Genomic DNA, 23,329 nt, shown 5'->3' on the forward strand with positions numbered 1-23,329 from the left:
GACGTTCCAAAGAATATGGAGAAGTAATGTTTACTGTCGCTAGTATCAATTATAATAAATTAAACCCGACTTGTTATTAAAACAGGTCGGGTTTACTTGCATTATATACTTATGAATGCGAATTTTACAAATTATAAAATTGAAAATCAAATCTTTAAATTGATACAATGAAATACAACAGATGTGGGAAAAGTGGTTTGTTACTGCCACAAATTTCTCTTGGATTATGGCATAACTTCGGTTCAGTAGATAGTTTCGAAAATGGGGAAAACATTGTTAAAGCCGCTTTTGACAAAGGAATTACGCATTTTGATTTGGCCAACAATTATGGACCGGTTCCGGGTTCAGCGGAAACTAATTTTGGTAAAATCCTGAAGAATAATTTTCAAGGAAACCTGCGCGATGAAATCGTGATTACGACCAAAGCCGGCTACACGATGTGGGACGGTCCTTATGGGGATTGGGGTTCCCGAAAATATTTATTATCGAGTTTAGACCAGAGCTTGAAACGTATGAATTTAGAGTATGTGGATATTTTTTATTCGCATCGTTTTGATCCGGAAACGCCTTTGGAAGAAACCATGATGGCGCTTGATTATGCGGTACGAAGCGGGAAGGCATTATATGCTGGAATTTCTAATTACAATGCAGAACAAACCAGAGAAGCCACCGAAATCCTAAAACGATTGGGAACACCTTGCCTGATTCATCAAGTGAAATATTCTATGTTTGTTCGCCAGCCAGAAGCTGGTTTATTAGATGTTCTGGAAGAAAAAGGAGTAGGCTGTATTGCTTTTTCACCTTTGGCACAAGGTCTTTTAACGGATAAATACCTGAAAGGGATTCCTGAAAATTCAAGAGCTTCCAATCCTAATGGTCATTTACAATTAGAAGAAGTATCTGATGAGAAAGTGGTCAAAATAGTAGCCTTGAATGAAATTGCAAAAAACAGAAATCAATCTTTGGCACAAATGGCTCTGGCCTGGTTGCTAAAAGACAATAGAATTACTTCAGTATTAATAGGAGCAAGCTCTGTAGGGCAGTTAAACAACAATATTGATAGTTTGCAAAATCTTGCTTTTACTCCAGATGAGTTGAATGAAATTGAGCAAATTTTAAAATAAACAAACGCTATTCCGTACTTACCAAATTTAAGATTAAAAACTAAGGCTCCGTTTTTTAGAATTGGAGCCTTTTTTTAATTTTAGGGTAAATTGATTTAAAACGATACCTAATTTTGAGGTATTGTCTAATCAACTGTATTAGTTTAAAATTAGTCTTTAAAAAAGTGTATTTCGGTAATTTACTTAAATTTGAATTAGAGTTGGTTTTAAAAATAATGGATTGGTTTTTAAATGTTTTTTTCTTTTTTCACCTCGTACGGAGCTGAGTTAAATATGTTGTCGATTTAGGGGCGGTGATTGCTTCTTTGGTTCCCCATCACTCATTTATAAATTGAGTAAAAATAAAACAAATAAAAGCCAAAAAAGTTGTATTTTTTTACTGTATTACAGGCTTGTTAGTTTGAGTAATATGCTTGTATGATTGGTAAAAATTCTAGATAAAAAAATAATATCCGCAGGGGTGATCTTATCTGAGAATCAATTGACAAAAAAGTATCATCATATTTAGGTTTATAAGCTTAATTTTCAGAATTCAAATAAATATTTTTAATTATGAATAAAAAAGTATTTTATAATACTCTATGTACAGTATCCTTTTTATTGGCAGGAAATTTTGTTTCCGGTCAGATCGACAAAGATGCAACTAAAGAAACCAAAGCCTTATACAAAAACCTGAAGGATATCTCTAAAAGGAGCATACTTTTTGCACATCAACATGCTACTGAATATGGCCATGGTTGGAGTGGTGATGCCAATCGCTCGGATGTAAAATCGGTTACGGGATCTTTTCCTGCAATGGTTGGTATCGATTTTAGCGGATTATCTGGGAGATCAGAAGCAGATATCGAAAAAACTAAAGAAGACTTAAGAAAAAATGTTGTAGATACCTACAATAGAGGTGGGGTAACTACAGCTGCATGGCATTTTTCAAATCCAGCTTCTAAAGATGGGTTTTATTGGAAAGATGGGGTATCTTTAGCTTCAATGCCATTGATCAAGCCTGGAGGTTCAAAACACGAAGAGTATAAAAAAATTTTAAAGACTATTGCAGATTTTGCTAATTCTGTAAAAGGGAGTAACGGCAAATTGGCTCCTATAATCTTTAGGCCTTATCATGAATTTGACGGAGAATGGTTTTGGTGGGGAAAACCGTATACCTCTCGTGAAGATTTTATCGCCGTCTGGCAGTTCACAGTTTCTTACTTAAGAGATACTTTAAAGGTTCATAATTTTATATACGCATTTTCACCCGATAACAAATTTAATACGGAAGAGGAGTTTTTAGAGCGTTTTCCCGGTAATGATTATGTGGATATGGTAGGGATGGATAATTATGGTGACTTTGGAAGAGATGGGAATTATAATATTGAAAGAGCTATCAAGAAACTTAAAATAGTTTCAGACTACGGTATTAAGAATAATAAATTAGCGGCGTTAACAGAAACTGGATTAGAATCGATTCCAAATCCAATATGGTGGACAGAAACTTTATTAAAAGTATTGAAGTCTGAAAACATGCAATTGTCATATGTGTTAGTTTGGAGAAATGATACACAAAGTCCAACACATTATTATGCGCCATTTCCTGGGCAAAATAGTGCTCCTGATTTCTTGAAATTTTATAATGACCCCTTTACTATTTTTGAAAAAGATTTAAAGAAAATATACAAGCGTAAATTTTTAGGAATATTCTAATTTTTCAAAATATACTGTCCAGAGCTGAAAGAGCGATAGTGGATTAATAAAAAATAAAAAGTATAATTTTTTAAACGAGGCCGTCTCATAACTTAAATGTGAGACGGTTTTTTTATTTATAGCTTTTGGTTAATTTTTCAAAGGAATTAAAAAAATGGATAAAATTGCCTTTAAGCGGCAATTTTCTTTCTTAGGTTGTGTGCTAGTGCCATTAATCCGAACTCTAATTCTACTTTTTTAAGTCCTTTTAGAGAAAATCGTCTAAAACCATGATTGTGCTTGAGTTGTGCAAATACAGGTTCTACATCGGCGGTGCGTTGTTTTCTTTTTTGTATCCCTTGTTCACTTAGCAGAAGCTTTCTGGTTTGTTCTTTATGCCTTTCCAGGTTATGGTTCCGCTCTATACTTCTGTTGCCTTTTGCTTTGTAGCATTGTCCCCTGAGTGGGCAGCCATTGCAGTTCTTGGCTTGATAATGGCTTAGATTTTGTTCATATCCCGCTGCTGTTGTACGTTTGCTTTGGTGGGTCTTTTCCATAGGTTGTCCCATTGGACAGATGTAAAGATCTTTTTCTTGATCGTAGTGTAAGTTTTTTTTACTAAATGCTTTGTGTTTTTGTTGATACCCCTTGTCTTGTTCCTTGTCAAAGGTGTTGTATTTTACAAAAGCAGTGAGCTGCTTTTACTCCAAGTAGTCATAATTCTCTTCGCTTCCATAACCTGCATCAGCAGTGATTTCTTCTAATCCTTCTAATGCTTTTTCTCCATAGAGCTGTTCAAAATCTTCTAAATGTGGTTTTAAAGTTTTTGTGTCGGTTGGATTCTGATGTATGGTATAATGTACAATGATTTGGTTTTCACTTGATATTTGAGCGTTGTAACCTGGTTTTAGTTGTCCGTTGAGCATATGGTCTTCTTTCATTCGCATAAAAGTAGCATCTGGATCGGTTTTACTATAGGAGTTTCTTTCCCCTAGAATTGCTTCTTGCTTTTCATATTTTTCAAGATTACTCACAAAGTTCTTCTTAATATAAAGCAGTTTAGCTTTGGATTTAGTACTGGCATTTTTATTACCAGTTAGTTTAGCATCTATTTGGGCTACGGTTTTTTCAATAACTTCTTTGCTGATTTCTTTAAATTTAGGTGGTTCTGGATTGTTATCATCTCCATCCTCTTTAGCCACACTTTGGGCATACTTCCATAATTCTTCCAACTGAATAAGCATTTTTGATTTATTGGTCTTAATGCTTTTGCCCCAGACAAAACTGTATTTATTGGCTTGTGCCTCTATTTTTGTACCATCTGTATAGACTTGCTTTAAGGTTATTAATCCTTCATCGGCCAACATTAAAACTACTTGTTTGAAAATTTCTTTAAAGCTCTCTTCTAGTTTTTTACCTCTAAATCGGTTGATTGTATTGTGATCTACTATGGTCATTGAAGATAACCACATAAAATTGATGTTCTCCCGAAGGGCTAGTTCTATTCTACGACTCGAATAGATATTGTTCATATAAGCATATAACATCACTTTTAACAACATCTTTGGATGGTAACTTGGATTGCCTTCCTTTTTGTATGTTTTTAAAAGCGGTTGGATATATATGGCTTCAACTACCAGGTCAATAATGCGCACAGGATGTTTCTCTGGAATTAAATCATCAAACGAATAAGGAAAAAGCGCTGTTTGATTTTGGTTATACGGTCTAAAATTCATAGCTAACTACTTATAAATCACTAGTTAAATATACGAAATAACCTGCAAACACGCAACAAAAAAGCATAAAAAAACCGTCTCAAATTTTTAGTTATGAGACGGCCTCGTTTTTTTTGTGTTATAAGTTCTTATTTTGATTTGATCATAAAATTAACCTGTTGGTCGTAATTCGAAAAATATTTCTTTTTACTAATGATTTTGGAGAAAGAATTTTTGCTGCAAAAGTAAATTTAAAACTACGTCCGGAACAAGAAAAAATTCATGAACTGGAGAATAGACTCAAAAATGCCTAGTTAGAGCGAGATATATTAAAAAAAGTAATAGGTGTTTTTGCCAATAGCGGTCGATGATCTATAGTTTCATTAAAAACAGGAAGTGCTAAAAATTAAAAAGGACAACATTAAAGCCTATGTCTTTATCTTATGAATTTAAAATAGTGGACTATGATTCTATTTAAGTTTCAAATTATATTTTTTTACCAATTCCAATGTTAATTTGTCTGTCGAGAAAACAGTATTTAAACCTTGTGGTTCCTGCGGTGGATCAGTAGTAAAAGGGTCACCAATATTCCATTTCCCGGAAGTATTAACAGCTTTTCCTTCGCCGCCAAAACCCCAAAAATTAACACCCCGCAACGTCTCATTATTGCTGCGACTTAAAACTAATTTTTCAAAGAAAGCTTTGTAAAATGCGTTTCTATCCAATACCGAGGAATTTGGTAGTAGGCTTTCATAGGCTCTTGGTAATCCAAATTCTTCAATAACAATGGGGCGACCTAATTTTTTGGCTACTTCGACATGCTCGTTTATGTATGCTGTAGCTTTTTCAATCGCAATTTGCAAAGTAGTTTTTGCGTCTTCAGCGTTGAACCAACCCCAGTTTTTTGGCCAGATATGCATAGTTAAATAATCAATTTTCGGATTCATATGCGTGCGTTCATAGGTAGCCAAATCATCATTTGATCCCGCTTTACCTTCAGAACCTGTTGAAATCAAATGATTGGAATCTAAACTATCAATCAAATCAACAGTTTTGTTCAACCAAGCCGTAAATTTTTTTTCGTTTTCGATACTAAGAACGCGGGGTTCATTGCCTATTTGCCAAGCCATAATCGCATTGTCTTCAGTATATTTCTTGTTCGTATAGGCATTTGTTCGGCCCAAAATATATTTTATATGATTTTCAAAAGCCACCATACAAGGCTCACAACTGTGGTACTGTTTTACATAATCCATGAATTGAGGCCAAGTGTTAGGAGCTATATTAGGAATAGGAATAGGGCCATGACCATTCCATTCTAAATATTGTGACATTCCGCCTGACCATTCCCAGTTATTAGTCAGGTAGAGTACTGCATACATTTTGCGTTTGCCCATTTCAGCTAATAAATAATCTAGTCCGTCAAGCAAGTCTTGATTGTATTTTCCTTGCTCGTATTGCAAAGCGGGTTTAACTGTAAAATCATAATTACCCCCTTCTGCACCCACTAATATCCTTAAATTGTCAATTCCATTTTTCTTCATTAAATCCAACTCACGACCCAAACGATCTCTATCACCAATTGATTTTGAAGCCAATAGAGAGCCGTACCAATAGTTAGTACCTACATAAGAATAGGGTTTGTCCCCTTTGAAAAATTGATTTCCTTTAACCGTTATTCTGGGCTGATTTTGCGCAAATGTAAAATTTGATGTTAAAAAGGAACTTATTAATAATAATGAGACTATTTTTTTCATATTAAATAATTTTTTATTGTGGCAATACATACATTTTTGGAATGGAGTTTAATAATGCTGCCTTTGGTTTTGTAGCAAATCCTGCAAAATCAGATACATTTGAGGTTCCAGGAACAGGTACATAGTAGTTTGATTTAGCACTTCCTGTATCTTTATAATTACCATTATTCCAAAACATAACAAAGCTTATTTGAATGTTGTTTGCCGTTAATGTATTGTATAAATAATTGGAAAACCAACCTGATACTGGGGCAGTAGTACTTGTTACTTGCCAGCCCGTTTCAGTCATAGCCGCAATTTTTACTTTAGAAATAGCATATTCAGACATGTACTTTAGTTTGTTGTTTGCCAAATCAGATCCTGTTTGACCTCTACCGCTCGCTAAATCACCGTAATTATCCATTCCAAGTACGTCAACATAACTATCTCCTGGATAGCGGCTTAAATAACCAGATTCAGTTGTATACGAATTGTCTGGGGAAAAAGAGTATAAAATATTATGTAGGCCTTTTGTGTTTTTTAAATAATCCACAGTAAATTTAAATGCTATTTTATAATCATCAGGTGTGCAATAACTAGCTCCCCACCAAAACCAATTTCCATCAAACTCATGAAAAGGTCTGAATATGATTGGAATTAATTCGCCGTTTGCTCCTTTAAGATTTGCAACTACAGCAGCTATTTTATCTAATTTTCCTTTATACCAATCATGATTTGAACCTCCAGGTAAAATACTTTTAAAAGCAGTAGCTTTCTCAGTTGCTGTTAAGTCTTTTGCATAAAAACTATTTTCATTGAAGGGTTCTCTAACATGCCAACAAAAAATATTAACCATTCCTTTAGCATAAGCTTCTTTTGTGTCAGCAATGATCTTCTTTTGTTCTCCATACCACCAATTTCCATCAATTCCAGTGTTTTCTTTAGCCGTAATTCTCTCTAAATCGGAGCCTAAAATAACAGGGTCAAATCCGGTTGCTTTTTTGATGTCCGTTGTTCCTGAATCATTATTATAGAAATAATTTAAAGCATCTTGTTGTCCTATTGCAAATTTTGTTTTCCCCAGTTTTTTTAGATTGTAAAATAGGGCCACTGTTTCGGCAGTTGCATTAGGATCAACCATGTAGGTTTTTACATTAGTAGTTGTCAGAACATCTGGAACAATTACAGGCGGATCAACTACAACAGGAGGAGTTGTTGGGTTCGTTTTTACCTCATCTTTTGAACAGCTACTAACCATAATGGCCATGATAGCACAAATAAATATTGAATATATATTTTTCATTTTTATAAAATTATTTTCTTATCATTTAATTCTGCTAATTAATTCTAAACAGCCTCTGCTATTGTGATAAGGGCACTTCCAAAATCCAGCTTTGTCTTTTTGCATTACGGAATAGTCTGCATTTACACCCCAAATCCATTCGCCCTTTAGGGTGTCAATGATATATTTTTTTACAAAATCCCAGTTTTCAAGAACTATGTTGAGATAAGCCTCATCACCAGAAATTTGATAGGCATTAAAATAACCAATCATAAGCTCAGCTTGTGGCCAGGAATGTTTTTCAGTAACTAATTTATTGTTTTCTGGATTTAATTCGTACCATAGACCACCATCAGTATCTATACCTTCTTGGGTTACATCGGCTATTTGAATTGCGTGTTTTTTATACCTCTTTATGAGATTTTCATCTTCAACAATTTCTGCACATTGCAATAGGAGCCATGCGGCTTCAATATCATGTCCATAGGATATAACGTCTGGTTTTTCGATCCAATTTTCATCAAAAAACATTTTTAAATGACCCGTAGTTTCATTCATAAAATAGGTGTCAATTACTTCAAGTAACTCGATGATGTCCTTTCTTAAAGTTGCATCTTTCCATATTTTATAAAGATTGGCATACCCTTCAACTATATGCAAATGGGTATTCATTGTCTTTTTCTCGTTGGCATCTTTATCGCTCAAACGCAAATCATCAATGGGCTGCCAATCACGAGTAAAAGCTTCAAAATAGCCTTTCATTAAAGGATCATAACTGTATTTTTGTATCTTTTTATACAAAGCAATAGATAGATGTAAGGCTTTTTGATCTTTAGAAATTTGATAATATTCAGACATGCCGTAAATTACAAATGCTATTGCATATATTTGATTTTTAGTATCATTTGGAGTAGCATCGTAATGCAAACTCCAAAAAACACCACCATATTCTTTGTCATAAAAGTGCTCTGTAATGAAGTCAAAGGCTCTTTTGGCAATTATTTTGTACTCTTTATTTTTTGTATGTAAATAAGCAGCCGAAAATGCCCAAAGAATTCTTGCATTTAAAACAGCCCCTTTTTCAGACTGATAATTTTTAGTATCATTATAATCTATTTGACCTATAAAACCACCGTTTACAGCATCTACAGTATTTTCAGACCAATAACTGAGTATGCGATTAAGTTCGCTTTCTAATTCGGTTTTTAGATGTTGTAATTTTGTAGACACAGCTTATTCTATTTCTTTATTCTTATTTACTTGCTCAATTATGGTATTTACAGATCCAGAAGAGATAAAGGTATCTTCGGGTGTATTTATAACATAATCTACTAATTGTTCAACAGAAGAAACGGCAACATGCATTCTAGTATCTGATGAAGCGTAATAGATAAATACAGTACCGTCTTCATCTTCAATCCATCCATTAGAAAACAATACATTCGAAACATCACCTACTCTTTCCCCTTCTTCAGGAGCCATAAAATGTCCTGCAGGCTTGTGAATTACTTTTGAAATATCATTTAAATCTGTCATGAACATATAAAGGGTATAGCGCAAGCCAGCGGCTGTGTTTCGTACACCATGTGCTAAATGCAACCATCCTTTGGAAGTTTTAATAGGAGCTGGTCCCAAACCATTTTTAAGTTCGTACACAGTATGGTATTGCTTACCGTAAATAATAGTTTCATCTTTTACTACTGGATTGCTCATATCATCGATATAACCTAGTCCAACACCACCACCGTTTCCGATGTCAATAAATCCATCTTGTGGGCGGGTATAGACGGCATATTTTCCGTTTACAAATTCAGGATGCATAACTACATTTCTTTGTTGCCCAGTATTTGAAATTAAATCAGGCAAACGGTTCCAATTAACTAAATCTTTAGTACGAACTATTCCTGCATTTGCAATGGCAGAGCTAGTATCTCCTTTAGGGGCATTAGGATCTTTTCTTTCGGTACAAAAAATACCATAAATCCATCCGTCTTCGTGCTTTACCAAACGCATATCGTACACATTTGTATCTGGGTTTCCTTCTATTTGTGGAAGTACACAAGGTTTCTCCCAAAACTCAAAATTGTCAACTCCATTTGGACTTTCGGCAATGGCAATAAATGATTTACGATCATAACCTTCTACACGAACAGCGAGAACATATTTGTTATTCCATTTTATAGCTCCCGAATTTAGAGTGGCATTGACACCGATTCGTTCCAATAATAAAGGATTTGTATTTTCGTTTAAATCATATCTCCATTCTATAGGAGCATGCTTAGCTGTTACAATAGGATTTTTATAACGTTTAAATATACCATTGTCAACGTTTGATTGAGGCTCATTTTTTTGCTCTATTAATTGTTGGAATTCATTGTTAATTTCAATTTTCCTTCTTTGGAAATCTGTGTTTATTGTTGTTGTATTCATGATTGAACGTTCTAAAATCAAGTATTAATTATTTAAATTTCTTTTTTCGTTAAGGTCTTGTTCGATGAGTTCTAATTTTTTTTCTGTAAGAGGGTAGAATAAAATAAAAAGCAAAGAAATAACTGCTGCAGCTGCGGGAAGAATACTTAGCATCAGTTGGATTCCGTTTTGTGTTACGGCTGTTTGTTCAATATTGGCCTTAAAACCATAAAATGCCAAAAGCCATCCTGTTGCAGCCCCTCCTATTGTCCAACCAAATTTTTGAGACATCGAGGAAGCTGAAAATATTAATCCAGTAGCTCTTCGACCTTGTTTCCATTCTGAATAATCAGCACTATCAGCATACATCGACCATATTAATGGAAAAATACATCCTGCACAAATGCTTATTAATACTTGGAATGCCATAATAAGTAAAAGATCCTCTTTTCCAAAAAAGTAAAAAATAACACTTAAGATAGCTGCTAAAAACATAGCCCCTAAAAAAGTATTTTTTTTACCTATTTTGTTGGCGATTGGTGTAGCGGCAATTACTCCAATAATATTAGCTGCTTGTCCCAAAACCAAATATAATGAGGTAGGCGTCATGGCAAAATTTTCACCAAAGAGATTAACACTATAACTTACCGTATCACTTACATAATATTTAAAGTAATAAACAGCGGCACCATCGCGGATCGAATTGAATACTAAGGCTCCGATTCCTGCACCTAGTAAAATCCACCAAGGTCTGTTTTTCAAAAGATCATTGAGGTCTTCCTTCAAAACATTTTTTTCATCCGAAATAGGCTGAACTCTTTCTTTAGTTAAGAAAAAACAACCCCAGAAGAAGATGGTAGTGATAATTCCAAAAACAATTATCGTATATAACCAGCCTTTTTCAGAATTCATGTTTCCTCCAAAATAATTGACCAATGGTTCAATTAGCCAAAGGGCCAATAAACTTCCAGCAAAAGCAAAAACCATTCGATAGGATGATAGCGTAGTGCGTTCTTTTCTATCAGATGATAGTACACCAAGCAATGATGCGTATGGGACATTGATGATAGAATACACCATCATCATCAATGAATAGGTTACATAGGCGTAGATGATTTTTCCTTTTTCATCAAAATTTGGGGTGTAAAAGGTTAGTACTCCTATAACGGCAAATGGTATAGCTGTCCATAGAAGATACGGTCTGAATTTTCCCCATCGTGTTTTTGTACGGTCAGCAATAATGCCTACCAAGGGATCAAAACAAGAATCCCAGATTCTAGTTATTAAGAACATAGTTCCAACTACGGCTGGAGCTAAACCGAAAACATCGGTGTAAAAAAACATGAGATACATACTGAAAATTTTCCAAAACATTGATGAAGCAGCATCTCCTAAGCCGTAACCAACTTTTTCTTTTATACTTATTTTATTGTGCATTTCTGATTGTTTAAATGTCTAAAGGTTAATTAATTTTTAAGATTTAGTTTTGCAGCATCTTTTTCGAATAAAATTTTATCAAGATTATAAAAATTGATAAAGTCTTTTTCACTTACTTGTCCTTTGTAAGGTGCATAATAATGCATTTTTTGTTCTTTTTCTTGCCATCCATGGTTTCTCCATAATAAAACATACGAAATTTTATAATCTCCTATTGCTTTCATTAATGTTTGAGTCCACCAATTAGCATATGGAATTGCTTCATAACCAGTTTCAGCAAAAGCCATAATTTTATTTTGATCCTTAGTCACTTCATCCATTATTTTAAATTGTCTTTGGCAATTTTCTATAAATGAATTGTCTTTTGTTGGATCACTGTATTGGTATTTGTCAAAACTCAATATATCTGCATAATCTGAACCAGGATAATATTCTAGATATTCTTCTTTTGAATTAAAGTCGGCTGTATTGTATACATATATTAAGTTATGTACTCCTTTTTTCTTAAAATAATCAACCGTAAATTTCCATAATGTTTTAAATTCTTCTGGGCTTCCATTGTTTTTACACCACCAAAACCAGTTACCTGTAAGTTCATGGTAAGGACGAAATAGGATAGGTATAGCTTTTCCATTTTCGTCTTTTAGAGATAAGATATATTTAATACCTTCATCTAACCATAATTTATATTTTTCATGGCTTTTACCTCCCGGTAAAGCAGATGCTAATGAGTTTGGAGAATTATCCCATGCATTTTTATTGGTCAAAGGATTATCAATATGCCAACTTAGAGTATTAATACCTCCTCTTTTATTTACTTCTTTAATGTATTGTTTCATTTTGTCAAAAGGAACGCCATCAATATTTTTAGATTCTTTTTTTTCTAGTCCAGATAAATCCCATCCATAAACTGCAGGATAGTCCCCAGTTATCTCTTTCACATCACTTCTACCATCTTCATATTTCCAGTTAACTCCATAGGCTAAATCATCTTGATGACCAAAAAAGATCCCTTTATCAATTGATTTTTTTAGATTTCTGTATAATTGTTGAGTTTCAATAGTTGATTTTGTATCGGAAAGAGACGATTTAGTATCATTAGGTTGTTTTTTTGAGACACAAGAAGTAAAAAAGTAAAAAAGAGTAAAAAGTGCAATAATATTTTTTTTCATTTTGGTAGTTGATTTGAGTATATATTAATTGGTACTCTGCTATTGTAAATTAATGTGAAAAATAGTTTTTTTAGGTTATCAAAATAATTGGTGTTTTAAGGAATGAAATTATTAAAACGATAAAAATAATGTATAATAAAAATGATTCGTATTTAATATTAATATAGTTTTTAAAATTTTGATAAACGTATTTTTCAAAGATAATTGGATGACCCACTTTTAATTAATATTATTTTATCAATTATATATCATATTATTGCAAATAAAAAAGTTAATATGAGTAATCTTAAAAATTTTTATAGAGAAATACCACCGTTATCATCAGGGGATAGTTTTTTAGTGTTTGATAGAGTCAAAGATAATTTTGATTTTCCTGTTCACTATCATCCTGAATTTGAGATCAATTTCATTCAAAATGGTAAAGGAGTGAAGCGTGTTGTGGGAGATAATATTGAGGAAATTGAAGATATTGAGCTGGTTTTAATAGGACCTAATTTATATCATGGATGGGAACTTAATAAATGTAAAAATAAACAAATTCATGAAATAACGATTCAGTTTCATAATGATTTATTTGATGACACCTTATTGTCTAGACGCATAATGAACCCTATAAAGGATATGTTCAATCGTTCGATTCATGGTATTTTATTTTCAAAAAAAACGGCTGAAGAACTTTCCTCCCGTCTTGTTAAAATTTCAAAACTAGACGGTATAGATTATTTTTTAGAGATTATATCTATTTTATATGATTTAGCTAACTCAAGGAATCAGAGGTTGTTGTCAACTTTTACCGTTGATCATGATACATTTGAAGATTATGACAAAATGAAATTGGTATATGAATATGTACAAAAGAATTTTGCTGAAAAAATTACTTTGGATGATGTCTCTAATGTTGCAAGTATGTCAAGTATTTCTTTTAATCGTTTTATAAAAAAGAGAACTGGAAAAACTTTTGTCAACTATATAAATGATATAAGAATTGGTTATGCCGCAAGATGGTTGGTTGAAAAGGACCTGAGTATTTCTGAAGTTGCATTTAAATCTGGATTTAATAATATCGCAAATTTTAATAGAAGTTTCAAGACTATTAAAAAATGTACACCAAGCCAGTACAGGGAAGATTTTTCTGGGTTAAAGCGCATTTTATAAGGTGTATTATTTGTTTAGACAATAATTTCCCTCTGTTTCTTATGTTTTTTTTTATATTAAGGACGTGTGTTTTTATCCTTCCTCAACTTTTACAATAACCTTTAATTATTAAAGGTTATATTTTTTTTACCCAAATTCATTTCTTTTTATCGCATTTTTTATATCAATTAATTATGTATTGTATAATTAAAAATGCATTTTTTTTGAAATACATATATTTTTCGGGTATAAAGTAAAAATATTATCATTAAATGATATAATACTATTAATATGATGCTTGCTTGTGTTATAGATTTGTTAATTATAAATAATTAAAATTAACATGTATTCTAATATCTAATTTTTTCCCTTTTAGAAATTAGTATTCTTAACTAACCAAACATTTATTATGAAAAAATTATTGTCTAATTTGATTCATTGGAAAATCAATCATCGCCTGTTTCCTTTGATGTTATTTTTATTACTAACAAGTAGTTTTGTAGTTGCTCAAACCAAAATTTCAGGAGTAATAAAAGATGCTAATGGGCTAACAGTCCCAGGTGCAAATATTGCTGTCGTAGGGGCGAATAAAGTAGTATCAACTGATATTGATGGTAAATATGAAATTGATGCGCCGTCTACAGCGACATTAACATTCTCTTTTATTGGATTTGATACTCAAAAAATTGCTGTAAAAGGCAGAACAAAAATCAATGTGACTTTAGTGAGTGACTCACAAGCTTTGAATGAAGTTGTTGTTATTGGATATGGAACTCAAAAAAGGGGAGATATCAATAGTTCAATATCATCTGTTAAAGCTAAAGACCTTGAGAATATTAAACAAGTTAACATTGATCAAATGTTACAAGGTAAAGCAGCGGGTGTATCTATAACAAATAATTCAGGTTCTCCAGGTGGTGCAGCTTCAGTAAGAATTAGAGGGACAACTTCTATATCTGGAACTAATGAGCCTTTATATATTATAGATGGTATTCCTATTTCTGGTGATGCTACTGGAAGATCTACAAGTGGTCAAGCATTAGCGGGAAAAGATGGATTTTCTTCTACAGGTGGAGGTGGTAACAGTGCTGTGAGTCCTTTATCAATGATAAACCCAAATGATATTGAATCTATTGATATTTTAAAAGATGCTTCTGCTACAGCTATTTACGGTTCTAGAGGTGCAAATGGTGTTATTATTATTACTACTAAATCAGGAAAAAAAGGAGCTGGTAAAATTTCATATGATACTTATTCATCTTTTATTTCAAATTCTAAGTCATTAGATGTGATGAATTTACGACAATTCGCACAAAATAAAACGGAATTAGCTAACTTATATGGCTTCGAAGTTAGACCTGAGTTTGCTCATCCAGAATTATTAGGGTCGGGTACTAACTGGCAAGATGAAGTATATAGAACAGCATTAGCAAAGAGTCACCAATTGTCATTTTCTGGTGCTAAAGAAGGTACAAATTATTATTTATCTGCAGGATATCTAGATCAAGAAGGAACTATTATTGGATCTGGTTATAAAAGATATACAGTTAGGTTGAATGTAGATTCAAAAGTTAAAGACTGGTTAAAAGTTGGTTCTAATTTAACTGCTGGTATAACAAATGAAAAAATTACTGTAAACCAAAGTTTTCAAGGTTTAATTAGTAATACGCTTTTACAATCTCCTGATATACCAGTAAGAAATTTAGATGGAACTTTTGCAGGACCTCCAAGTTCAGATCAGAGTGTAACTTATTACAATCCAGTTGCTGAAGCACTAACAAGAGAAAATTCATTAGTAAGAAAAAACTTTTTGGGAAATATCTATGCTGAAATAGATATCATGAAAGGATTAAAGTATCGTGCTGAAGTTTCGGCTAATACTGAATTTTCTGAAAATAATGATTTTAGACCATCTTATAAATGGGGATCTCAAGTTAATTTATTAGCTGATTTAAACATTAGAAGACAAAATTGGTATTCAACAAACATTAAAAACTTGTTGACTTACGATAAACAAATAAATAAACATAAAATAACGGTTCTTTTAGGACAAGAAGCAAATGATAGTCACTGGGAAGGGTTAATAACTTCATCAGAAGGATTTCAAACTAATGAAAACCATACTATAAATTTAGCTAATATAGATAATAACACAGTAACTGGATACCAAGGAAGTGCATCTTTATACTCACTTTTTGGACGTTTTATTTATGATTTCGATAGCAGATTTAGTTTGAATGCTTCTCTTAGAGCAGATAAATCATCAAAATTTGATCCAGCTAATGGAGATAAGCAGTGGGGAGTTTTTAGAGCGGTTTCTGGTTCTTGGAAATTGTCTAATGAAGCTTTCATGGAAAATACTCGTGATTATATTGACAATATTAAATTCAGATTAGGTTATGGTGAAACTGGAAATCAACAAATTGAAAACAATAGATATACTGCATTATTAGGACAGCAGAATTCAGGTTTAGGAAGTGGATTTTTAGTTTCTAACTCTCCAAATCCAGATTTAACATGGGAGTCTCTTAATCAAAAAAATGCAGGACTTGATTTTACTTTATTTAATTCAAAATTATCTGCTAGTATTGATGTGTATGAAAAAATATCTAAAAACTTTTTGTTTCAAGTGCCATTGCCAATTTATTTAACAGGTGGAGGAGGTCAATATGGAGGAATTTCGGCTCCTTATTCTAATCTTGGAACTATGAGTAATAAAGGATATGATATTACTTTAGGGTATAATTCAAAAGGGAATGATTTTAATTGGAGTTCATCTTTAGTGTTTTCACATTATGTAAATAAACTAGTGGATATTCAAAATGGAATTATTTTGACTCAACAAGTTAATACTAATGGATACCAGCCAGTTGTGGCAACTAATACAGTAGTAGGACAACCAATAGGGATGTTTTATGGCTATGTTGCAGAAGGAATTTTTAATGATATGACAGCTTTAAATGCAGCTCCATTACAATTTGGTCAAACTGTTGGAACCGGTGCTGGTCAAACATATTTAGGAGATGTTAAATATAAAGATGTAAATGGTGATGGTGTAGTTGATGCATTAGATAAAACTTTAATTGGAAGTCCACATCCTGATTTTACTTTTGGATTTACAAATAATTTTAATTACAAAAACTTTGATCTTTCTGTTTTCTTACAAGGTTCATATGGGAATGATGTAATGAATTTAACTAGAAGAGCAGGTACAACTAATGCTTCTTTATACGAAAACCAATTAGTAGAGGCTGCAAATTATTGGACTCCTACTAACACAAATACTGATGTTCCAAGACCAATTGCAAATTCATCTAATACCAACCTTGTAATTTCAAGTCGTTATCTTGAAGATGGTACTTATATGAGAATTCAAAATTTAACTTTTGGATATTCATTATCTCAAGATATTATTTCAAAATTAAAAATGTCAAGATTGAGACTTTACGGTTCAGTACAAAACTTGTACACGTTTACAAAATATTCAGGTTATGATCCTGAGATCGGTTCTTTTAATCAGAATCCTCTTTTGTCAGGTATTGATAATGGAAGGTACCCTTCTCCAAGAACATTCACAGTTGGAGTAAATGTTGAATTTTAAAAAATAACAAATAAAAAGATGAAATATAAAACTTTTTTTAACGTATATAAATTGCTTAGTGTAGCAATTGTATTTTTAGTTTTTGGGTCTTGTCAAGAAGACTTCACTAACAGACCTCCAGAGGATGCAATAAGTTTAGATTCTTATTATAGCACTAATGAGCAGGTAGCATCAGCCACTAATGGTATGTATAGTAGAACATGGTTTCAAATGTACAATAAGTTCTTTTGGGCTCTTGAAGTAGGATCAGGAAACATGTATTCAGGTTCACCAGATGTAAGTGGTTTAAGAACATTTTCTTTGAACGGTAGTGATCCAGAATTAGAAAATGGTTGGGCTTCTCTTTGGGCTAACGTTGCTCAATCAAACGCAATAATTAATTTCTTAGAATCAAGAGTAGGTTCAGCAGTTAATCCAGCTGTTGTTCAAAACACAATAGGAGAAGCGTATTTTATGAGAGCTACTGCTTATTTTGATTTAGTTAGAATTTGGGGTGCTGTGCCAATTATTGAAAACAATTTAGACTTTTCTAACAATCCAAATGTTAATACAAATACAGTTGAGGATATCTATAAGTTGATTACTTTGGATTATTTACAAGCTATAGATAAATTAGCTGATAGAACTAGAGGGGCTAATTATGGAGTGAATGGTCACGTATCTAAAGGATCTGCTAAAGCATTCTTAGCTAAAGTGTATTTATACCAAAAAGATTATGTTAATGCTAAATTGATGGCTGAAAGTGTAATTAATAGTGGAGAGTTCAAACTTCTTGGAGGTGATCAATTACCAGATAAAAGTTTTGCTGATTTGTTTTTGTATAAAAACAACAATAATGAAGAATCAATTTTTGCATTACAATGGAAAGGTGATGGGAATTATGGTTCAGGAAACAACTGTAATACCCAATTTGGTATAAGTTCTTCTACAGTATCTACTTCTAATGCTTCTTACGGTGGTGTATTTGGTCCTTCCCAAGAAGTGATGACTTTATATGTTTCAGGTGATAAAAGAAAACATGAAACAGTTATGACTCCGGGTGATGTATATCCTAATATGAATACAACTACAGGAATTGGATTTACTGTTCCTGATGAAGATAATGCACAAGGTTCTGGTGGAGGTATTAAAAAGTATTGTATTGGTGTAAAATCTGATGCTACTGGGCCTACTGATGCATGGGCTATGATGGATAATAATAGTTATGTAATGCGTTATGCAGAATTATTGCTAATTCATGCAGAAGCGGTTCTAGCTGGTGGAGCTAGTACTGGTGATGCAGCTGCATTACGTTCTTTCAATGCTGTTAGAAATAGAGCTGGTTTAGCTAGTAAAACTTCAATTACTTTTGATGATATCTTCAAAGAAAGAAGATTAGAATTGTGTTTCGAAGGTGATTATTGGTTTGATTTAGGAAGATTAGATAAAACTAAAGCAATTGCTATTATGGCTGCTCAAAATAGAGGAGATAAGAATGGTGCAGTTTATTACACTCCAAATTATGATCCAGTAAATAGACAAGCTAATGATTTTTTAATGCCTTACCCGGATAATGATGTTGCCAAAAACCCTAAATTATTGGAAGCTCCAGTTCCTTATACTTTCAAATAATATTAAAAAACAATGATTATGAAAAAATTAAAAATTAAGTACTTATTGAGCTTTCTGATGATAGCTTCAATATTTAGCGTACTATCATCATGTTCAAATGATGATAATAATGGTAGCGCATCATCAGTTTTGGCAATTGAAAGCGTTAGTAAGTCAGAAGCGGGTGATTTAGTAGCTACAGATTTTGGATTTGCAAATAACGTTTATATCATTAAAGGTTCTGGTTTTAGTTCTGTTCAAAAAATATATTTTAACGATACAGATACTTATTTTAATCCAACTTTAGTAACTGATACAGCAATTTTTGTAACTATTGATATTAATACACCCTATGCTAATGCATCTAATGAGTTAAAGATTGTTACTAAAACTGGATCTATAACTTATCCATTTGTTGTTGCTCCACCGGCACCAGTATTATTATATGGATTTACACCTATTAATGCAGCTGAAGGAGATGTTGTTACAATTTATGGAAACTTCTTTCTTGAACCTGTCGTGACTTTTGGAACAACTGCAACACCAGTTATTTCATCTTCTTTAACAGAGATTAAAGTTAAAGTTCCTGCAAATTCAAATAGTAAATATGTTACCGTAACGACTATTTCTGGCTCAGCTACATCTACTTCAGCTGTTGGTTCAGCACTTTATGATGATGCATTACAAGGCGATACTGGTCATTGGATGTGGAATGGAGCAGATACTTTTGATACTAATTTTACTTCAGATAAAGCACAAGGTTTAAAAAGTATAAAATTTATATTTGGAGGATGGAATGGAGCTGATATGAAGTTTGCTTCAAGAGATGTGTCTAAATATAAAGCTTTTAGAGTACGTGTTAAAAGTATTTCAACAAATGCTGATGCTAGTATTAAATTTGTTTTTGGAGGATGGGCTTATCAAATTACAAAACCATTTTCTACAGATTGGACCTATATTGAAATTCCATTTTCTGAAATAGGAAATCCTACTACATTTGATCAGTTGACTTTACAAGAATCAGGTGGTTTTGGAGGAAATACAATCCTTATGGATGACATGGGATTTGTCTTAAAATAATATTTTGTTTAAGTGAGTTTGGTTAAGATGTTCCCTAATTGAAAAGTTAGGGAATTTCTTTTTTATTAAAATAAATAAAAAATAAATGAAAAAGTATAATTGCTTATTAATGATAGTCTTACTGTCATTTACTACGTTTGGTCAAGGAAATAAATATGTTCAAGGAAATGGCAAATTTGAAGGTTTAGCTATGTCACCGCCAATGGGCTGGAATTCATGGAATACATTTGAAACTAATATCGATGAAAAACTAGTTAAAGAAACCGCTGATATAATGGTGGCTTCGGGGATGGCGGCTTCCGGATATAATTATATTGTTCTTGACGACGGCTGGATGGCCAAAGAACGAGATGCAAACGGAAATCTAGTGCCGGATCCTATCAAATTCCCAAACGGAATGAAAAATTTGATTGATTATGTTCATTCCAAAGGATTGAAATTTGGATTGTACAATTGTGCAGGAACCAGTACTTGTGCGGGGTATCCAGGAACACGAGGTTACGAATACCAAGATGCTAGGTTTTACGCTAATTTGAATATCGATTATTTAAAATACGATTGGTGTAATACAGCAGGAATAAATGCTTCGGAAGCTTATGCCACTATGAGTAACGCGCTTAAAACAGCAGGTAAACCTATTGTTTTTAGCCTTTGCGAATGGGGAGATAACAAGCCATGGGATTGGGCAAAACCAATTGGGAATCTCTGGCGAATTTCAGGAGATATTTATCCTTGTTTTGATTGCGAGTACCACCACGAAGAAGGTAACTGGTCGTCATGGGGATTTATGAAAATTCTCGAAATGCGCAAAGACATTCGTAAATATTCGGGTCCTGATCAGTGGAATGATTTTGATATGTTAGAAGTTGGAAATGGTATGACCGTTACCGAAGATAAATCTCATTTTGCAATGTGGTGCATGGTGTCATCTCCTCTTATTGCCGGGAATGATGTTAGGAAAATGTCAAAAGAAACATTAGCAATCTTAACAAATAAAGAACTAATTGCTGTAAATCAAGATAAATTAGGAATTCAAGGTTTTAAACTTTCTGAAGATGATGGATTAGAAGTTTGGGTAAAACCTTTAGCTGAAGGAAATTGGGCGATTACTTTTTTAAATAGAACTGAAGAGTTTAAAGAAATCAATTTTGATTGGAAAAAGAATCTAATCAAAGATGTTGATTTTGGCTTTGAAGCCGATTTTAATACAACAACTTTCAAAATTAAAAATCTTTGGAAAAACAAGGAAGTTGGAACTACTAAAAAGAATTTCTCTTCAGAGATTGCTTCTCATGATGTAATTGTTTTGAAATTAACTAAATAAAAAAAAGTATGAATATTATTAATAAGACTCTTGTAGTATTGCTCCTAATTTGTTTCACTTCCTCTAAAGCACAGTTTGTAAAAAAACATGGACAATTGAAAGTTGTAGGAACACAACTTGTTGATGTAAATAATGAACCTATTGTATTGCGAGGAATGAGCTTTGGTTGGCATAGTATGTGGCCAAGATTTTATAATGAGGGAGCTGTAAGTTGGTTAAAGAAAGATTTTAAATGTACCATAGTTAGAGCGGCTATGGGATTTGAAGCAGGTGATTATTCCTATATTAAAAAACCTGAATTCTCAAAAGAAAAAGTTGAGGCAGTAGTTCAAGGAGCTATTAAGTCAGATATATACGTAATTATTGATTGGCACAGTCATAGTATTAATCTCGAGGAATCGAAATTGTTTTTTGATGAGATGTCAAAAAAATACGGAAAATATCCTAATGTTATTTATGAAATTTTCAACGAACCAGTGCAACAAAGTTGGGAGGATGTCAAAGCCTATTCAGAAGAAGTAATCAAAGTAATACGAGCGAATGATCCTGATAATATTATTCTTGTGGGCTCTCCACAGTGGGATCAATCTGTCCATTTGCCGGCAGCAAACCCTATAAAGGGAGTCGACAATTTGATGTATACTATGCATTTTTATGCAGCTACTCATGAAAAATGGTTACGTGATAGAACAGATGAAGCTATTAAAAGTGGTTTACCCATTTTTGTTTCGGAATCTGCAGGTATGGAAGCTACCGGTGACGGTCCGTTAAACTATGTAGCTTGGAAGGAATATATAGATTGGATGGAAAGCCGTAAGTTAAGCTGGATTACATGGTCGATTTCTGACAAAGATGAAACCTGTTCAATCCTTAAGAAATCTGCAAAATCAGATGGGAATTGGAAGGAACGTGATTTGAAAGAATCTGGATTAAAAGTGAGGGAGTATTTACGAAAGTATAATACTAATAATTAATAATAAAACAAGAGAAGTAAAGTTGCATTGTAATTTACCTTACCCAATTAATAAAAATGGATCTTAACATACCAAATGAATTAAAAAAAAGTGCTGTTTTTGAAGAAATTTCAGCAGCTTTAAAAAAGGAGAATTTTACTATTGTAAACAAGATGAAGCCCGTCATGGTCCTTTAAAATATTTAGAAACATATAACTAGATTGTTTTGTTTTAGCTCTTCAATGTCCTGATGATAAATATTGGGACTCTGATCAAATATACTTATTAATAAAAAACATTTTAAAAATTATTTCCTTCTGCATTAAACAAATAGAATTAACAACAATTATTGAATACACAAAATAAAAAAGAAAATTATGAATTTTAATATCTCTAATGAATTAGAGAAAGACAGCGTTTTTGAACAAATTGCTTCCTTCTTAAAAAGTGAAAACTTAACTGTAGTACAACAAGATCAAACACGTCCTTGGGGTGGTTTTTTTGTAATTGCTGAAAAGCAAGCACAATCTTTTGTATCTAAATTTTTCCCACATCTGAAAATGTCAGAAATTCAAATAACCCATAAGTTGAGTCCAAAGATTTTAATTGTCGCACCCCAAAAACGATTGTCTTGGCAATACCATTATAGAAGAGCTGAAGTATGGACTATTCTTTCAGGTGCGGTGGGTGTAAAAACTAGTGCAACAGATGAAGAAGGAGAGCTACAAACGCTAACTCAAGGAAGTTTTATACAAATGGAAAAAGGAGAACGTCATCGTCTTATAGGGTTAGATTCTTGGGGGATTGTAGCTGAAATTTGGCAGCACACTGATTCTGAAAACCCTTCCAACGAAGATGATATCGTTCGTTTGCGGGATGATTTTGGAAGGTAATATTTTACAATAGATTTATGTAGCTGTGATGCTTTTCGATTAAAAGATGTAAAAAAGGAGGGAATTAAAAAAAGTAATTTTTAGTGACCTCTTTATTTATTCTGTAACACTTTCAATATTTTAATTAAGTAGATGTGTTATTGTTCGATACATTTCTTAAAGTATCCAATGGGAGTACAATACTGTTTATTGCCCGTGATGTTTA

General features: G+C 32.8%; 15 protein-coding genes and 1 pseudogene. 9 read left to right on the forward strand and 7 right to left on the reverse strand.

Features of this window, described 5'->3' with window-relative positions:
* Positions 1-167 precede the first annotated feature (167 nt).
* Positions 168-1,124 (forward strand): aldo/keto reductase, encoded by a 957-nt coding sequence (locus Q1W72_RS15345; RefSeq protein ID WP_302136221.1) that lies wholly within the window; start codon positions 168-170, stop codon positions 1,122-1,124.
* A gap of 552 nt (positions 1,125-1,676) precedes the next feature.
* Complete coding sequence (locus tag Q1W72_RS15350) at positions 1,677-2,819, forward strand: glycoside hydrolase family 26 protein (protein ID WP_302136223.1); 1,143 nt, start codon at positions 1,677-1,679, stop codon at positions 2,817-2,819.
* 170 nt (positions 2,820-2,989) lie between these two features.
* On the opposite strand, the pseudogene Q1W72_RS15355 reads toward Q1W72_RS15350, so the two are convergent.
* The 7 genes and pseudogenes from Q1W72_RS15355 to Q1W72_RS15385 form a co-directional block, all read right to left on the reverse strand.
* Positions 2,990-4,534, reverse strand: a pseudogene (locus Q1W72_RS15355) (IS1182 family transposase).
* A gap of 449 nt (positions 4,535-4,983) precedes the next feature.
* A complete protein-coding gene (locus Q1W72_RS15360) occupies positions 4,984-6,270 on the reverse strand; it encodes a cellulase family glycosylhydrolase (RefSeq protein WP_302136225.1) in 1,287 nt (428 codons plus the stop codon).
* Positions 6,271-6,283: 13 nt separating this feature from the next.
* Entirely contained in the window at positions 6,284-7,552 is a 1,269-nt protein-coding gene (locus Q1W72_RS15365; RefSeq protein WP_302136227.1) for a glycoside hydrolase family 26 protein, read from the reverse strand.
* Between the two features lie 21 nt (positions 7,553-7,573).
* Positions 7,574-8,761 (reverse strand): AGE family epimerase/isomerase, encoded by a 1,188-nt coding sequence (locus tag Q1W72_RS15370; RefSeq protein ID WP_302136229.1) that lies wholly within the window; start codon positions 8,759-8,761, stop codon positions 7,574-7,576.
* 3 nt (positions 8,762-8,764) lie between these two features.
* On the reverse strand, positions 8,765-9,961 hold the full coding sequence (locus Q1W72_RS15375) for a glycosidase (protein ID WP_302136230.1): 1,197 nt from the start codon (positions 9,959-9,961) through the stop codon (positions 8,765-8,767).
* A gap of 24 nt (positions 9,962-9,985) precedes the next feature.
* Complete coding sequence (locus Q1W72_RS15380; RefSeq protein ID WP_302136232.1) at positions 9,986-11,377, reverse strand: MFS transporter; 1,392 nt, start codon at positions 11,375-11,377, stop codon at positions 9,986-9,988.
* Between the two features lie 29 nt (positions 11,378-11,406).
* On the reverse strand, positions 11,407-12,549 hold the full coding sequence (locus Q1W72_RS15385) for a glycoside hydrolase family 26 protein (RefSeq protein ID WP_302136233.1): 1,143 nt from the start codon (positions 12,547-12,549) through the stop codon (positions 11,407-11,409).
* A gap of 276 nt (positions 12,550-12,825) precedes the next feature.
* Here Q1W72_RS15385 and Q1W72_RS15390 point away from each other — a divergent pair, with 276 nt between their 5' ends.
* From Q1W72_RS15390 to Q1W72_RS15420, 7 genes are all read left to right on the forward strand, one after another.
* Complete coding sequence (locus tag Q1W72_RS15390) at positions 12,826-13,704, forward strand: AraC family transcriptional regulator (RefSeq protein WP_302136235.1); 879 nt, start codon at positions 12,826-12,828, stop codon at positions 13,702-13,704.
* Between the two features lie 388 nt (positions 13,705-14,092).
* Positions 14,093-17,284 carry a TonB-dependent receptor gene (locus Q1W72_RS15395; protein WP_302136236.1) on the forward strand — a complete coding sequence of 1,064 codons (3,192 nt, stop codon included), beginning with the start codon at positions 14,093-14,095 and terminating at the stop codon, positions 17,282-17,284.
* 18 nt (positions 17,285-17,302) lie between these two features.
* A complete protein-coding gene (locus Q1W72_RS15400; protein ID WP_302136239.1) occupies positions 17,303-18,895 on the forward strand; it encodes a RagB/SusD family nutrient uptake outer membrane protein in 1,593 nt (530 codons plus the stop codon).
* An 18-nt stretch (positions 18,896-18,913) separates the two neighbouring features.
* Positions 18,914-19,954 carry an IPT/TIG domain-containing protein gene (locus tag Q1W72_RS15405; protein WP_302136241.1) on the forward strand — a complete coding sequence of 347 codons (1,041 nt, stop codon included), beginning with the start codon at positions 18,914-18,916 and terminating at the stop codon, positions 19,952-19,954.
* An 85-nt stretch (positions 19,955-20,039) separates the two neighbouring features.
* Positions 20,040-21,278 carry a glycoside hydrolase family 27 protein gene (locus Q1W72_RS15410; protein ID WP_302136243.1) on the forward strand — a complete coding sequence of 413 codons (1,239 nt, stop codon included), beginning with the start codon at positions 20,040-20,042 and terminating at the stop codon, positions 21,276-21,278.
* Positions 21,279-21,316: 38 nt separating this feature from the next.
* On the forward strand, positions 21,317-22,252 hold the full coding sequence (locus Q1W72_RS15415) for a glycoside hydrolase family 5 protein (protein WP_302136244.1): 936 nt from the start codon (positions 21,317-21,319) through the stop codon (positions 22,250-22,252).
* 356 nt (positions 22,253-22,608) lie between these two features.
* On the forward strand, positions 22,609-23,124 hold the full coding sequence (locus Q1W72_RS15420) for a phosphoheptose isomerase (protein WP_302136245.1): 516 nt from the start codon (positions 22,609-22,611) through the stop codon (positions 23,122-23,124).
* The last annotated feature ends 205 nt before the right edge of the window (positions 23,125-23,329 follow it).

Origin of the sequence: Flavobacterium sp. ZE23DGlu08 (assembly GCF_030505335.1) — a bacterium.
GTDB classification, from domain to species: domain Bacteria; phylum Bacteroidota; class Bacteroidia; order Flavobacteriales; family Flavobacteriaceae; genus Flavobacterium; species Flavobacterium algoritolerans.

What these genes read in the sequence shown, in the direction of transcription:
- Q1W72_RS15405 (WP_302136241.1), top strand. Translation starts at nt 18,914, where the DNA reads ATGAAAAAATTAAAAATTAAGTACTTATTGAGCTTTCTGATGATAGCT.
- Q1W72_RS15380 (WP_302136232.1), bottom strand. Translation starts at nt 11,377, where the DNA reads ATGCACAATAAAATAAGTATAAAAGAAAAAGTTGGTTACGGCTTAGGA.
- Q1W72_RS15365 (WP_302136227.1), bottom strand. Translation starts at nt 7,552, where the DNA reads ATGAAAAATATATATTCAATATTTATTTGTGCTATCATGGCCATTATG.
- Q1W72_RS15390 (WP_302136235.1), top strand. Translation starts at nt 12,826, where the DNA reads ATGAGTAATCTTAAAAATTTTTATAGAGAAATACCACCGTTATCATCA.
- Q1W72_RS15400 (WP_302136239.1), top strand. Translation starts at nt 17,303, where the DNA reads ATGAAATATAAAACTTTTTTTAACGTATATAAATTGCTTAGTGTAGCA.
- Q1W72_RS15410 (WP_302136243.1), top strand. Translation starts at nt 20,040, where the DNA reads ATGAAAAAGTATAATTGCTTATTAATGATAGTCTTACTGTCATTTACT.
- Q1W72_RS15350 (WP_302136223.1), top strand. Translation starts at nt 1,677, where the DNA reads ATGAATAAAAAAGTATTTTATAATACTCTATGTACAGTATCCTTTTTA.
- Q1W72_RS15345 (WP_302136221.1), top strand. Translation starts at nt 168, where the DNA reads ATGAAATACAACAGATGTGGGAAAAGTGGTTTGTTACTGCCACAAATT.
- Q1W72_RS15420 (WP_302136245.1), top strand. Translation starts at nt 22,609, where the DNA reads ATGAATTTTAATATCTCTAATGAATTAGAGAAAGACAGCGTTTTTGAA.
- Q1W72_RS15395 (WP_302136236.1), top strand. Translation starts at nt 14,093, where the DNA reads ATGAAAAAATTATTGTCTAATTTGATTCATTGGAAAATCAATCATCGC.
- Q1W72_RS15360 (WP_302136225.1), bottom strand. Translation starts at nt 6,270, where the DNA reads ATGAAAAAAATAGTCTCATTATTATTAATAAGTTCCTTTTTAACATCA.
- Q1W72_RS15385 (WP_302136233.1), bottom strand. Translation starts at nt 12,549, where the DNA reads ATGAAAAAAAATATTATTGCACTTTTTACTCTTTTTTACTTTTTTACT.
- Q1W72_RS15375 (WP_302136230.1), bottom strand. Translation starts at nt 9,961, where the DNA reads ATGAATACAACAACAATAAACACAGATTTCCAAAGAAGGAAAATTGAA.